Source organism: Halalkalibacter sp. HAAS-P014, from assembly GCF_056619965.1.
The window spans coordinates 144,078-158,107 of sequence record NZ_JBWQTV010000006.1 but is presented as its reverse complement, the minus strand read 5'-3'; the positions used below and the strand labels follow the sequence as shown (position 1 = coordinate 158,107).

The window sequence follows — 14,030 nt, the reverse complement described above, 5'->3', positions numbered from 1 at the left end:
AGGTAAAATAAGAGCAGACTGTTGGAATTGGAAGGTGTTTACTATGAAATGGCAAGCGAATGAAATTGATACATATTTACAAGCGAAAGAGTATGTGGACACAGCTATCATACCTCTGGTCCCATTGGCGTGGCAAAAGGAAGTGAAACAAACAGTTGCGATGGGTGAATTTATTTCGATAATTACTCTTGAAATTGAGAAGCAATTTCGTGGACGAGTTGTCCAGTTCCCTGCTTTCACTTATTTAAAATCAGAAAATGTATCAAGTCGAATAGAACGAATTCGAAGCTGGCAAGAAGAGCTAAGCAAAGGTGGTATTAAGCACATTGTTTACTTGACATCCGATGGCGAGTGGAAATCTGTAGAGAGTGAATTGGAAGGGATGTTACTTTGGCTTCCTACGATCCCTCTTGAACATATGGAAGCGAGTTATAAAAGAGATGTCATCTCTGATCAATTGAAACAACTTATCCCGATCATGACAAATAAATGGCAAAGTGAGTAGAAAGTAACATTGAAATGAAATTAGGAGCTTCGTAATTAGGTTTGTTTTTGTAGGCCTAGAGAAGCTTCTTTTATTTCAAAAGACTGTTTTCATTTCGTAATGATTGTTGCTATTAGAAAGTTTTTACTCGTGTGAAATGAAGTGGAAGTCACTCGACTCCTGTGGGATTTAGAGGTAGGGGCGAGACCCCACAGGCGCAGCCGAGGAGGCTCGGCACCTCCCCACGGAAAGCGAGTGACTGGAGCGAAATGAAACGAACATGTGAATACACGCAAGCCCCAAAACAACAAAGTAACAGCCTTTCAAAAAGATCAATAAATACTGGTACTTTTTTCAATCTAATTATTGTTAGAAATATATAGCAAAACCTGTTATGATAGTCAAGGATGTTTTTCACACATATACCCATGTAATTTTGCCGATTTTGTGCCAGAATGCGGAAATTGTTGCTTATTATTTCGTGTTGTATTATTATGGGTATGTCCTAGTATTATATGTGCTAAATTTTACCCATTTATGGGTCGACCTTAATGTGTAAGGGGGGAAAACGAGTGAGTGAAAAAGACCACAGAGTTTCACGAAGACAATTTTTAACATACACACTTACGGGTGTCGGCGGCTTTATGGCAGCAGGTATGTTAATGCCAATGGCTCGATTTGCGCTTGATCCTGCTTTAAGGGCAGGGGCAGAGTCTGATTTGGTTTACGTATGTGATGTGGAGGAACTAACGGAGGATCCACAAAAGTTCAGCTTCTCCTTTGAGCAAGTTGATGCATGGTATGAATCTGAAGTGACTCGTGAAGCGTACATTTATATTCGGGGTAATACAGTAACGGCTTTATCTCCGACATGTACGCATTTGGGATGTACAGTAGCCTATGGAACACAGGATCCAAATGAATTCTACTGTCCATGCCACTTTGGAAGATTTGATAAAGAAGGGATTAACGTTCCTGGTACACCTCCACAGCGTCCACTAGATGCTTATGATGTTGTAGTGGAAGATGGAAAAGTATACTTAGGTCAAATTAATCAGCGAACATAAGGAGGGGCGTAATCGATGCTTCAAAAAATTTACGACTACGTTGATGAGCGTCTCGATATTACGCCTATGTGGCGCGATATTGCCGATCACGAAGTACCAGAGCACGTTAACCCGGCTCACCACTTCTCTGCGTTCGTTTACTGTTTTGGAGGATTAACATTCTTTATTACAGTTATTCAGATTTTATCTGGTATGTTTCTTACAATGTATTATGTACCGGATATCGTCAACGCTTATCAATCAGTAGCATACTTACAAAATGAAGTCGCTTTCGGTGTGATTGTACGAGGTATGCACCACTGGGGCGCGAGTTTAGTTATTGTTATGATGTTTTTACACACATTACGTGTCTTCTTTACGGGATCGTATAAGAAGCCTCGTGAATTAAACTGGGTAGTTGGTGTCCTTATTTTCTTTGTTATGCTTGCATTAGGGGTAACGGGTTACTTATTACCTTGGGATATGAAGGCATACTTCGCAACAGCAGTTGTACTTCAAATTGCTGAAAGTGTACCGATTATTGGTGACTTTACGAAGACGTTGCTTGCCGGTGGAGAGATTATTGGTGCTGCAACTTTGGCTCGTTTCTTCGCGATTCATGTCTTTTTCTTACCAGCAGCACTGCTTGGTTTATTGGCGGCTCACTTCTACATGATCCGTAAACAAGGTATTTCTGGACCGTTGTAAGATTTAATTACTCAATATGCGTTTAGCTGACAATTGAAAAGGAGGGAACGAGATGGAACGTGGTAAAGGAATGAAGTTTGTCGGTGACTCTCGTGTTAAGGCAAACAATCGTAAACCTAACATTCCAAAAGACTACTCGGAGTATCCAGGTAAAACGGAAGCGTTCTGGCCGAACTTCCTCTTAAAAGAGTGGATGGTTGGAGCTGTATTCTTAATGGGTTACCTTCTCATCACGGTTGCTCACCCAGCGCCGCTTGAGCGAATGGCTGATCCTACTGATGCTGGATATATTCCATTACCTGACTGGTATTTCTTATTCTTGTATCAGTTACTTAAATATCAATATGCATCTGGTGACTACAATGTTATCGGAACGATCGTTATGCCAGGACTTGCTTTTGGTGCGCTGTTACTTGCACCATGGTTAGATACTGGAAAAGAGCGTCGTCCACTTAGACGCCCGATTGCTACTAGTATGATGTTGCTTGGTTTTATTTCTGTATTCTACTTAACGTGGGAATCAGTTGATCAACATGACTGGGAAGCTGCTGCAGAACAAGGAGCTATTGTTGAAGAAGGTGACATTAATACCGATGCCCATGGGTATGAAATTTACACTGCGCAGGCATCATGTATTGGTTGTCACGGTGATACAATGACAGGTGGAGCAGGTGGACCATCCTTACTTGATACAGAGAAATCTGCTGAAGAAGTAATGGATGTAATCCTTCATGGTATTGGCTCAATGCCTGGTGATTTGTTTGAAGGTACAGATGAGGAACTAGAAATCCTTTCTGAATACATTGCTGCTCATGGTCAACCTGAAGATGAGTAGAAGAAAAAGCTGACTATTATGGTCAGCTTTTTTCTTATCAAAAATAAAAAAGGCAGGTATGTTGATGATAAGAAATATATTATCTATGTTTGGTTATAAATGGATCATTGTCTTTTTATTGATTGTCAATATTCCTGGAACGATATATGGGTATATTTGGTATCAAGATCAATTGGCGATTACACCTAATCAGTTCTTACTGTTTGTCCCGGATAGTCCAACTGCTAGTTTGTTTTTTGTCTTTGTTTTACTTGCATTTTTAATGAAAAGAAATTGGCCTTTAATCGAAGCGTTGGCTGCAGTGACATTGATAAAATATGGGATCTGGGCAGTCGTAATGAATATTGCCGGTGGAGTAGCTGGTGATAACCTTAATTGGCAAAATTATATGTTGATCGCTTCTCATGCTGGTATGGCATTACAAGCGATTTTATATATGCCGTATTTTCGCATAAAGCCATGGCATTTACTTATTGCTGCCGTTTGGACTTTACATAATGACGTTATTGATTATGTCTTCATGATGCATCCATGGGTATCCTCTCGTTTAATGCCCGATATTGATCTAATTGGATATTTCACTTTTTGGCTTAGTATCTTATCAATCACCATTGTATATTGGTTAGGTGTGAGAAAGAACCGGTTAAAGTTAGAAATTCAATAAATAATTTGTCTCTCTTTCTTGGTCTACTCTTGTCCAAACAATCATAGGATGTTATGAGAAGAAGGAGGGACAAACATGCGTCAAGTTATCATGGCAATGGTAGCCGTATTCGTTTTAAGTAGTCCGATGAATATTCATGCAGATGAAACGACGTTGCTACATACATGGAAAGAATTAAATCACACATCAGACCAAATCCTTCAGTTAGTCAAGCAAGAACAATTAGAGGAAGCTAAGCAATTGTTGGATTATTTCTCTGTCACCTTTTTGGACGTTGATTTTCAAGAAGAGGGTATCACGATGAGCTCGCTCAGAACGGTTACTACAACGTTTGAAGGAGCGGTTGAGGCTGTAACTGCAGTAAATATGGGAATCGACCAAAGGATTAACAAAGTAACAACCTTTCGTTTGGCAGTGGACGCTCTATCTAGTGAACACCATCCATTGTGGTTGCATACCGAAAAGACAATAATGACCTCTTTAGCAAACATGAAGGAGGAGGTTAAACAAGGAGAGAACCAAGCTTATCAACATCGTTTAAATGAATTTATGCGTCATTATGATATGGTTCGACCTGCATTGTTTATTGATATTGAACCTCAGCTTCTTCAAAAAATAGAGTCGCAAGTAACATATTTGGATCGTATGAGATCAGAAAGTGTGGATCAAGATAAAGTTATGTCTCACATAGAAATGATGGAATCTGAGTGGTCGAATTTATACAATCGTGTAAAAGAAGACAGTGCAGATCCTTCGCTTTGGTGGGTGATGTTTACGATCGGTGGTATGATCACGATGTCGTTAACATATGTTGGGTATCGAAAGTACAAAGCTGAGAAACAAAAAGTAAGGGCGAAAGAGTAATGTGACGAAAATGTGATAAGTTTGCGTAACTACTGTAATTACAGTGTTTTTGTTTGACTTTGTTTGATGTTCACTTTAAAATATTAGGTAAGAACAAACAACAGAGGTGGTACATTCGATGGCTTTTCTCGTATACTTTATTTTGCTACTTATCATCCCAATTTGGGCACAGATGAGAGTGAAAGGCGCTTATAAAAAGTATTCTCAAGTGCATGCCTCATCAGGCATGACAGGGGCACAAGTGGCTAGAAAGATTTTAGATGATAACGGTTTGTTTAATGTTCGAGTAGAGGAGACACGTGGGACACTGACAGATCATTATGACCCACGTTCAAAGATTGTTCGCTTGTCTACAGACAACTACCATGGTACTTCTGTAGCGGGTGCTGCTGTGGCAGCTCATGAAGTTGGGCACGCTATTCAAGACGCTGAAAATTATGCTTTTTTACGTTTTCGTCACGCGCTTGTTCCAGTTGCAAGCTTTGGATCCAATGCTTCCTTCTTCTTAATCTTAGCCGGTATTTTAATGGGAGCTTCGGGTTTCATTTTATTAGGTATTTTTGCAATGGCAGCTGCTGTTTTGTTCCAACTTGTAACATTACCAGTTGAATTTAATGCATCAAGCCGTGCGATGGAACAAATTGTTTCAACCGGTGTCATTCGTAATGATGAAGAGCGTGATACTAGAAAAGTGTTAAATGCAGCGGCATTAACATATGTTGCAGGTGCACTTGTTGCTCTACTTGAACTTGTACGCTTTATCTTAATGTATATTGGTATGAACGGCGATGATTAAAAAGAGGTTATCTCAATAAACCTAACCCGAAAGAGGAGACACAGTGGTGTTTACTACTGTATCTCCTGGGAATGGTTTAATTGCAGATAAGCCTCTTTTTTTTGAGTAGGTCAGGTTACAATTGTAGTGGTTTTTTATTTTCATCTAAAGTAAAGCCTTCACCAATAACGTCTTGAACATCATTCACTGTAACAAACGCATGAGGATCGATTCGTTCTACTAATGTTTTTAAGCGAATCAACTCATTACGACCCACCACGCAATAAAGAATTTCCTTATCAGTTTTCGTGAAACTCCCTTTACCTTTTAAAATTGTTGCTCCTCGGTCCATTTCATTCATAATGGCATCAGCTATTTCTGGAACTCTATCAGAGATAATATGAGAAGCTTTTGCTGAATAAGCACCTTGTTGAATGAAATCAATGACTTTCGCTGCGATAAAAACAGCAACAAGAGTGTACATTGCTTCTCGATAGTTTAGATAAATTAGCGATGATGCAATCACTAGTGCATCAAACAAGAACATTGTTTTCCCCATACTCCATCCAAGATACTTAAAACCTAGTTTGGCTATAATATCAACTCCTCCTGTCGTACCCCCGTAACGAAAGACGATTCCAAGGCCAACCCCAATAAATGCACCTGCAAATAGCGCAGCTAACGTCATATCATCTTGAAGTGGAATACGAACAACCGTGTATCGTTGAAAAATCTCAAGGAAGATGGAGACTCCTACTGTACCTATTATTGTATAGATAAAAGTAATTTTCCCTAAAACCTTCCAACCTATAAAAAAGAGTGGGATGTTTAAAATAAGGTTCGTAATTGCAGGGTTGAATAGAAACAAGAAATAAAGGATTAAGGTAATACCTGTAAATCCCCCATCAGCTAGATTATTTTCCATATTAAAATAAACGAGACCGAAAGAAAGGATAGCAGAACCTAATAAAATAAAAAGTATGTTTTTGAACTGAACCTTGTAAGCCATAAAGCCCTCCTTGTGATAATATATAGGTACAAATGAAACATAAATGGTTGTTAGAATTTCATGCTTATTATAAAGAAAGTGTTAAATAACGGCAACTGAGCTTTTTTTATTTGTCAAAAACGTAACATTTCGATAACATGGATTTGTTAGGAATGTGAGGTGAACGACATGGATGAGAAGTCGATTAAACAAATGCAAGATGAAGTTGATCAATATATCGGACAGTTTAAAGAAGGTTATTTTAGCCCGTTGGCTATGTTGGCTAGGATGAGCGAAGAAGTCGGTGAGTTAGCTCGCGAGGTGAATCATTACTATGGTGAAAAGCCAAAGAAATCAACTGAAGAAGAACAAACAATGGAGCAGGAAATGGGCGATATCTTGTTTGTCTTAATTTGTTTTGCGAACTCTTTACATATTGATTTAGAAGAAGCATTTGATTTAGTGATGGAAAAATTTTCTACTAGGGATCAGAATCGTTGGACAAGAATCGAAGGAGAAGGTGTAACAGATGAATAAAGTAAAAATTGTTGTGGCTGGACCACGAGGAAATATGGGTAAAGAAGCTGTGAAAATGGTAACGGCTACAGAGGAATTTCAATTAGTGGCTGCTGTGGATTCGAAGCATGAGGGTATGAAACTAAACGAATTAGAAGGTTTTCATGAAATTGAAGTACCGATCTATACAGACATGCAACGTTGTTTTGAAGAACTTGAAGTTGATGTCCTAATTGACTTAACTGCACCAGCCTTTGGGAAAAAACATATGGAGATCGCTTTTGCAAATGGTGTTCGGCCAGTAGTGGGAACGACTGGTTTTAGTGATCAAGACATTGTGGAATTAAGAGCAACGGCAGAAGAAAAAGGAATTGGGGCAATTATAGCACCTAACTTTGCAATTGGGGCAATTCTAATGATGAAATTTTCGCAAATGGCTGCAAAATATTTGCCGGATGTTGAAATCATTGAACGTCATCACGACCGTAAGTTAGACGCACCATCAGGTACTGCTATAAAAACGGCCCAGCTTATTTCTGAAGTAAGGGAGCAAAAGAGTCAAGGTCACCCGAATGAAATTGAAGAAATGGCCGGTGCACGAGGTTCAGATCATGAGGGGATGAGAATTCATAGCGTTCGCTTACCAGGCCTAGTAGCTCACCAAGAAGTAATATTCGGTGGTGTTGGGCAGACACTAACGATTCGTCATGATTCAATCAATCGTACGTCATTTATGCCAGGAGTTAAATTAGCTGTTGACACAGTATTACGATTAGATACGTTAGTTTATGGATTAGAACAAATTATTGAATAAGAAAATAACAAACTAGAATAAAAAAGGGGAGAATTCGGATGAAAATCGCACTTATTGCTCACGACAAGAAAAAAGAGGACATGGTTCAATTCGCAACAGCCTATGAACACATTTTAGCTAAACATGAACTATTTGGAACAGGGACAACAGGAACACGTGTGATGGAAGCTACTGAATTGACTGTAACACGTTTTAAATCAGGTCCACTAGGTGGAGACCAACAAATAGGAGCACTAGTTGCAGAAAATAAGTTTGATTTAATTTTATTCTTCCGTGATCCATTAACTGCACAACCACATGAGCCGGATGTAACAGCGCTTATTCGTTTGTGTGATGTCAGAAGCGTGCCACTTGCAACGAACCTTGGAACGGCAGAAGTCCTGATTAAGGGATTAGAACGTGGAGACTTTTCTTGGCGTGAAGCCGATAAGGACGAATATAATGGCTAGGTTAGACGTCCTTGCTTTTGGTGCCCATCCCGATGATGCAGAAATTGGGATGGGAGCTTCATTAACTAAATTTGTACAAGAAGGCTATCGCGTAGGAATATGTGATTTAACAAAAGCGGAATTATCTTCAAATGGTACGGTTGATATAAGACAACAAGAAGCGGCGATGGCAGGGAAAATTATAGGATTATCAACAAGAATTCAATTGAGCTTACCTGATCGAGGGTTGAAGACAATAACGGAGAACCAATTAGCTGAAGTGGTTTCAGTTATTAGAAGGTATAAACCGACTATTGTATTTGCACCTTACTTTGTAGATCGTCACCCGGATCATGGGGCTTGTAGTGAAATTGTCAAAGAGGCATGTTTTAATGCAGGTATAAAGCGCTATCAATGTAAAGAGCGCCTTGAAGCATATAGACCAGATGACGTATTTTTTTATTTTATCAATGGCTATGAACATCCTGACTTTGTTATTGATGTTACTGAACATATGAAAACAAAAAAACAAGCATTGTTAGCTTATAAAAGTCAATTTATAAAATCAGCAGATTCAGTTGACACCCCTTTAACGAATGATTATATATCTGTAGTGGAGGCTAGGGAACGTCTATTTGGAAGAGAAGTTGGACTTACATATGCAGAAGGCTTCAAAACTTCTAAACCGTTAGTCGTAACAAACTTATTTGCCAGAAAGGATCACCGTCTATGAAATTAAAAATTGGCATCAGTTGTTACCCAACTGTGGGGGGATCTGGAGTTATTGCAACGGAACTTGGGAAATTATTAGCGGAACGGGGGCATGAGGTACATTTTATAACCTCAAGCGTACCTTTTCGTCTTGATCGAGTCTATCCAAATATTTATTATCATGAAGTTGAAGTGAATCAGTATTCTGTTTTTCAATACCCACCTTATGATTTAACACTTGCAAGTAAAATGGCTGAAGTGGCGAAGAGGCAAGAGTTAGATCTTATTCATGTACACTATGCTGTTCCACACGCTATATGCGCTATTTTAGCAAAACAAATGTTAAATAATAATCTGAAGATTATTACGACCTTACATGGTACAGATATTACGGTACTTGGCTATGATCCGTCGCTAAAAGACATTATAAGATTTGGGATTGAGAAGTCAGATCTTGTTACGGCGGTTTCAAATGATCTTGTTATACAAACAAGGGAACTTGTTTCAACAGATAAGCCAATTGAGACAGTATATAACTTTATTGATGAACGTGTGTATACGAAACGAAAAGTTGATGAGTTAAAAGCGCATTACGGTTTGGCGGATGATGAACACGTGATAATCCATATTTCCAATTTTCGACCAGTGAAAAGAGTGTCAGATGTTGTGCGAAGTTTTGCAAAGATTTCGGGGCAGTTGAAAGCAAAGTTACTTTTAATTGGAAATGGTCCTGATTTAGTGGTGGCAAGGCAATTAGTAAAAGAGTTAGGAGTCGAGGAGAACGTTTTGTTTTTAGGGAACCAAAAGCATATTGCGGAACTGCTCTCGATGAGTGATCTCATGCTACTACTAAGTGAGAAAGAAAGCTTTGGTCTTGTCGCATTAGAAGCAATGGCTTGTGGAGTTCCGGTTATCGGTACATACACAGGAGGAATTCCTGAGGTTGTGCTTGAAGGTGAGACAGGATATCTTTGTGAAGTTGGCGATATAAACTGTGTTGCAGATAAAGCGATTGAGCTGCTTAAGGATAAAGAAAAGCATGAAGCATTTGCTCTTAGAGGTATGGAAAGAGTGAAATCTGTATTTCATTCTCAATTAATTGTATCTGAATACGAGAAACTTTATCATGAAGTTTTGAAGAACTAGTAACGAGAAATGAGGAAACTTTTTGGGGAATGGATGGAAGAAAGCTAGAGAAGTTATACATACTTTAAAAGAAAATGGCCATGAAGCCTATATAGTTGGTGGTGCGGTACGGGATTTTCTGTTAGAGAGAGAGATTGCTGATATTGATATTGTTACAACGGCAACTCCAGATAAGGTGTGCGCTATCTTTCCAAACTCGTATATAATGAATACACAACATCAAACCGTGATAGTTCGTTCTCAGATGGAATCGTTTGAAGTGACAACAATAAGAGGCACAACACTAGAAGAAGACCTTGAACGACGCGATTTAACGATAAATAGTTTAGCAATGGATAACAACGAGCATTTGATTGATCATGTGAACGGAAAGGTTGATTTAAAAAAGCAACTCTTGAGATCAACTGACTCAATGAGTAGAATGATCGAAGACCCTTTAAGGATGCTGCGTGTTATACGTTTCGTTAGTCAGTTAGGGTTTGATGTTGATGATGCTTTAATCAAAACGATAAAAGAAGAGCATCAACTTCTTGAAGCTGTCGCTGTTGAGCGAATTGTAAATGAATGGATTAAATTGTTAAAGGGTGAGTATCGAAATAAAGCGTTAACGTTAATGAAGGAAACGAGAATGTATCATTCTCTTTCTCAACTTGCTTTAACAGAATTAACTTTGAATCAGTTAAGTAAGTTACGTACGTTAAAGCTGGAATCGGATACAATTTGTTGGTCTATTTTTTGTATTTGCGTACAAAAGGAAGATGAATTATTTTTGAAACAGCTTACACTATCTAAAGAATTGACCCGTGAAGTACGGGTTAGACATAGCTATTTCATTAAACGAAATAAAATGGACTGGAATCCACTCTCTGTTTACGATGCATCGGTTCATGTTGCGATTGACGTAGAAAAATTACGCTTTTTAACTGAAAAAGAAACGCAACCGGTTGATCAACTATTAGCGATACATGAGTCTTTACCAATTAAAAAACGATCAGAGCTTGCAATAACAGGAAGAGACTTATTAGAGTGGAATCGCAAGCAAGGCCCGTGGATTAATAAAGCATTAAGATTAGCAGAGACGTTAGTGGTGACGAAGCAATGTGAAAATAAAAAGTCTGAATTATTGAACGTTTTGGATGAAAGGAGGGAAGAGCTGTGAAGGAGAAGGTCTTAAAAGTTTTTGCCGAAAATCCAGGTCAATTTGTATCAGGTGAGAAAATTAGTCAACAGTTAGGCTGTTCAAGAACTGCGGTTTGGAAACATATTGATGAACTTAGAAAGAATGGATATGAGCTCGAATCTGCCCCAAGAAAAGGGTATCGATTAGTAAGCAAAGGTGATGGTATTCATGCGCATGAGATAAAAGTGGGTCTTAAAACGAATCGGATTGGAAAAGAGATTACGTATTTTGATACGATTGATTCAACCCAGCATGTTGCCCACAAATTAGCACAAGAAGGAGCACGAGAAGGCCACGTGATCGTTGCGAATGAACAAACTGCTGGAAAAGGAAGGCTCGGAAGGAAATGGCAATCAAGACTTGGAACAAGTATATCAATGAGTATCATCCTTCGGCCGGAGCTCCCACCTCAAAAAACACCACAATTAACACTGCTTACGGCTGTTGCTGTCGTTCGAGCTATAAAATCATTAACAGGAATTAGCTGTGATATTAAGTGGCCCAATGATATTATGTTGAATGGCAAAAAACTTGTCGGTATTCTAACGGAAATGCAGGCAGACCCTGATCGTGTTCATTCAATCATTGTTGGGATTGGGATTAATGTCAATCAAAATGAGGGTGAATTTGAAAAGGAGATTGAGAATTTGGCCACTTCATTAGCTGTTGAAAAAGGAAGTCATATTGAACGAGCCCAAGTGATTTCATCGATATTAAATGAATTTGAACAACTTTATGATATATACCTCTCAGCAGGATTTGATATGATACGGTCACTATGGGAAGCAAATTCAATTAGTATAGGAACCTATATCTATGCCAGGACAATACGAGATGTTATTTATGGTTTTGCAAAAGGAATTACCGATGAAGGTGTCCTCCTTTTGGAAGATGAAAATGGTACCATTCATCATATCTATTCAGCAGATATTGAAATTGCTTCCCAATCCTAAAGAAGATCTGTTATACTTTTTACGTATGGGTGGTATCCGATTTGGAACTGCACCGATTGATTCATGAATAGCGGATCTGCCTTGATCCATTTAAGGACTAGGACAGAGGGGTTCATCATAATGACGTCAATTTATTTATAAGGGACTGACCCCTACGTGACACGTTTGTGTTCTTTTAGGTCAGTCCTTTTTTATATGACGAGTATGAAGCCCTCCTCTAAAATAAGGAGGAAGAAGAATGAAAACAACAGCTAGTTTTATGAAAATGAAGAAAGCAAGCGAGAAAATTACAATGATGACAGCGTACGATGCACCAGCTGCTAGACTGGTAGAACAAGCAGGAATGGATATGATTCTTGTCGGTGATTCTCTTGGTATGGTCGTTTTAGGTTATGATTCAACCGTTCCTGTGACGATGGATGATATGGTGCTTCATACAAAAGCAGCACGTAGAGGTGCTAAGGACACCTTTATCGTTACAGATATGCCTTTTTTGACGTATCATAGTAGCGATGACGAAACATTTTCTAATGCGAGGCGTTTACTACAAGAAGGTGGTGCGAACGCATTAAAATTAGAAGGTGCTGGCGATGTTATTGAAACAATTAGAAAGCTAACAGCAGCAGGTGTCCCTGTAATGGGTCACTTGGGGTTAACGCCACAATCCGTTGGAGTATTAGGTGGATATAGGGTTCAAGGGAAAGACGTTGAATCAGCAAGGCAGCTGTTAAAAGATGCAAAAGCGTTAGAGGAAGCTGGAGCTTTTGCCATTGTTATTGAGTGTGTTCCTGAACAAGTAGGTGCAATGCTTTCAGAGAAGTGTAATATCCCTATTATTGGAATTGGTGCTGGTGTAGATACTGATGGTCAAGTACTTGTCTATCATGATGTACTTGGTTATGGTGACGTTCATGTCCCTAAGTTCGTAAAAAGTTATGCCCAGTTATCACCAATTATTAACCAATCATTACAAACGTATGTGGCCGAAGTGAAAGAACGTAAATTCCCAGCAAAAGAGCATTCGTTTACAATGAGTGATGAAGCGTTAGCAGGCTTATACGGAGGCGTTAATTCGTGAAAGTAGTTGAAACCATAGAGTCTGTTAGAAATATAGTTAAAGAGGCGAAAAAGCAAGGGTTCTCAATAGGCTTCGTTCCAACTATGGGATATTTGCATGAGGGTCATGTAAGTCTAATTGAAGCTGCAAAAAAAGAGCATGATTTTATCGTTCTAAGCATTTTTGTAAACCCACTTCAATTTGGTCCGAATGAGGATCTAGATCGTTATCCTCGTGATTTTAAAAGGGATGAACAAATTGCTAAAGAGGCTGGCATAGACCTTATCTTCTATCCAGCTGTAAGTGAGATGTATCCTACAAAAATGCCGATGACCATCCATGTCACGAGTGGTGTAGATGTACTTTGTGGAGCAAGCCGTCCTGGGCATTTTGATGGAGTAGCAACTGTGGTATTAAAGTTATTGCAGATCGTTCAACCAGATGCAGCCTATTTCGGTCAAAAAGATGCCCAACAATTAGCAGTCATTATGAATATGACCAATTCATTCAATATACCGGTTAGTATAAAACCTTGTCCAATTGTTCGTGAGGATGATGGATTAGCAAAAAGCTCTCGAAATGTATATTTATCAGATGTAGAAAGAAAAGAGGCTCCATTTCTTTACCAAACACTTAAGGAAGCTGTAGACCTGATTCGCTCAGGAGAAACGAATCGGTTGACGATTTTAAATGAAATGAACAATCAACTCAATAAAGGTTTAGGGAAAGTTGACTATGTCGAAATATTACAATATCCAACTCTTGAACCAATTGAAAAAGTAAGTGGTCAAATTATAATCGCCCTTGCTTATCACTATGAAAAAGCACGTTTAATTGATAATTACATTTTGGAAGTGTAGG

General features: G+C 38.8%; 17 protein-coding genes. 16 read left to right on the top strand and 1 reads right to left on the bottom strand.

All coding sequences use genetic code 11. The features are described 5' to 3' along the window. Positions 1-43: 43 nt before the first annotated feature. From AC1FXZ_RS05575 to AC1FXZ_RS05545, 7 genes are all read left to right on the top strand, one after another. The gene (locus tag AC1FXZ_RS05575; protein WP_480051717.1) at positions 44-505 is read left to right on the top strand and encodes a YpiF family protein; all 462 of its coding nucleotides are present in this window, start codon (positions 44-46) and stop codon (positions 503-505) included. A gap of 551 nt (positions 506-1,056) precedes the next feature. After that, a complete protein-coding gene (locus tag AC1FXZ_RS05570) occupies positions 1,057-1,551 on the top strand; it encodes a Rieske (2Fe-2S) protein (protein WP_480051716.1) in 495 nt (164 codons plus the stop codon). Between the two features lie 15 nt (positions 1,552-1,566). Further along, a complete protein-coding gene (qcrB, locus tag AC1FXZ_RS05565; RefSeq protein ID WP_480051715.1) occupies positions 1,567-2,238 on the top strand; it encodes a menaquinol-cytochrome c reductase cytochrome b subunit in 672 nt (223 codons plus the stop codon). 52 nt (positions 2,239-2,290) lie between these two features. Next, complete coding sequence (locus tag AC1FXZ_RS05560) at positions 2,291-3,073, top strand: c-type cytochrome (protein ID WP_480051714.1); 783 nt, start codon at positions 2,291-2,293, stop codon at positions 3,071-3,073. 67 nt (positions 3,074-3,140) lie between these two features. Further along, positions 3,141-3,737 carry a lipoprotein heptaprenylglyceryl N-acetyltransferase LhaT gene (lhaT, locus tag AC1FXZ_RS05555; protein ID WP_480051956.1) on the top strand — a complete coding sequence of 199 codons (597 nt, stop codon included), beginning with the start codon at positions 3,141-3,143 and terminating at the stop codon, positions 3,735-3,737. 75 nt (positions 3,738-3,812) lie between these two features. Next, on the top strand, positions 3,813-4,601 hold the full coding sequence (gene ypjB, locus AC1FXZ_RS05550) for a sporulation protein YpjB (RefSeq protein ID WP_480051713.1): 789 nt from the start codon (positions 3,813-3,815) through the stop codon (positions 4,599-4,601). A 118-nt stretch (positions 4,602-4,719) separates the two neighbouring features. After that, positions 4,720-5,397 (top strand): zinc metallopeptidase, encoded by a 678-nt coding sequence (locus tag AC1FXZ_RS05545; RefSeq protein WP_480051712.1) that lies wholly within the window; start codon positions 4,720-4,722, stop codon positions 5,395-5,397. Between the two features lie 115 nt (positions 5,398-5,512). Here AC1FXZ_RS05545 and AC1FXZ_RS05540 read toward each other — a convergent pair whose 3' ends face one another. Further along, positions 5,513-6,385 (bottom strand): YitT family protein, encoded by an 873-nt coding sequence (locus AC1FXZ_RS05540; RefSeq protein WP_480051711.1) that lies wholly within the window; start codon positions 6,383-6,385, stop codon positions 5,513-5,515. A gap of 168 nt (positions 6,386-6,553) precedes the next feature. On the opposite strand from AC1FXZ_RS05540, the gene AC1FXZ_RS05535 reads away from it, so the two are divergent. From AC1FXZ_RS05535 to panC, 9 genes are all read left to right on the top strand, one after another. After that, a complete protein-coding gene (locus AC1FXZ_RS05535) occupies positions 6,554-6,901 on the top strand; it encodes a nucleotide pyrophosphohydrolase (protein ID WP_480051710.1) in 348 nt (115 codons plus the stop codon). After that, on the top strand, positions 6,894-7,694 hold the full coding sequence (gene dapB, locus AC1FXZ_RS05530; protein WP_480051709.1) for a 4-hydroxy-tetrahydrodipicolinate reductase: 801 nt from the start codon (positions 6,894-6,896) through the stop codon (positions 7,692-7,694). The genes AC1FXZ_RS05535 and dapB overlap by 8 nt, the downstream gene beginning before the upstream one ends. Before the next feature lie 38 nt (positions 7,695-7,732). Next, positions 7,733-8,143 (top strand): methylglyoxal synthase, encoded by a 411-nt coding sequence (locus AC1FXZ_RS05525; RefSeq protein ID WP_480051708.1) that lies wholly within the window; start codon positions 7,733-7,735, stop codon positions 8,141-8,143. Then, complete coding sequence (bshB1, locus tag AC1FXZ_RS05520; RefSeq protein ID WP_480051707.1) at positions 8,136-8,855, top strand: bacillithiol biosynthesis deacetylase BshB1; 720 nt, start codon at positions 8,136-8,138, stop codon at positions 8,853-8,855. Before AC1FXZ_RS05525 ends, bshB1 begins: the two co-directional genes overlap by 8 nt. Continuing rightward, positions 8,852-9,979 carry an N-acetyl-alpha-D-glucosaminyl L-malate synthase BshA gene (bshA, locus tag AC1FXZ_RS05515; RefSeq protein WP_480051706.1) on the top strand — a complete coding sequence of 376 codons (1,128 nt, stop codon included), beginning with the start codon at positions 8,852-8,854 and terminating at the stop codon, positions 9,977-9,979. The genes bshB1 and bshA overlap by 4 nt, the downstream gene beginning before the upstream one ends. 22 nt (positions 9,980-10,001) lie before the next feature. Beyond that, positions 10,002-11,138, top strand: a complete 1,137-nt coding sequence (locus AC1FXZ_RS05510; RefSeq protein WP_480051705.1) for a CCA tRNA nucleotidyltransferase — start codon at positions 10,002-10,004, stop codon at positions 11,136-11,138. After that, positions 11,135-12,112, top strand: coding sequence for a biotin--[acetyl-CoA-carboxylase] ligase (locus tag AC1FXZ_RS05505; protein WP_480051704.1), 978 nt, complete (start codon positions 11,135-11,137; stop codon positions 12,110-12,112). Before AC1FXZ_RS05510 ends, AC1FXZ_RS05505 begins: the two co-directional genes overlap by 4 nt. A gap of 238 nt (positions 12,113-12,350) precedes the next feature. After that, the gene (gene panB / locus AC1FXZ_RS05500; protein ID WP_480051703.1) at positions 12,351-13,190 is read left to right on the top strand and encodes a 3-methyl-2-oxobutanoate hydroxymethyltransferase; all 840 of its coding nucleotides are present in this window, start codon (positions 12,351-12,353) and stop codon (positions 13,188-13,190) included. Then, complete coding sequence (gene panC / locus AC1FXZ_RS05495; RefSeq protein WP_480051702.1) at positions 13,187-14,029, top strand: pantoate--beta-alanine ligase; 843 nt, start codon at positions 13,187-13,189, stop codon at positions 14,027-14,029. Before panB ends, panC begins: the two co-directional genes overlap by 4 nt. Position 14,030 lies beyond the last annotated feature (1 nt).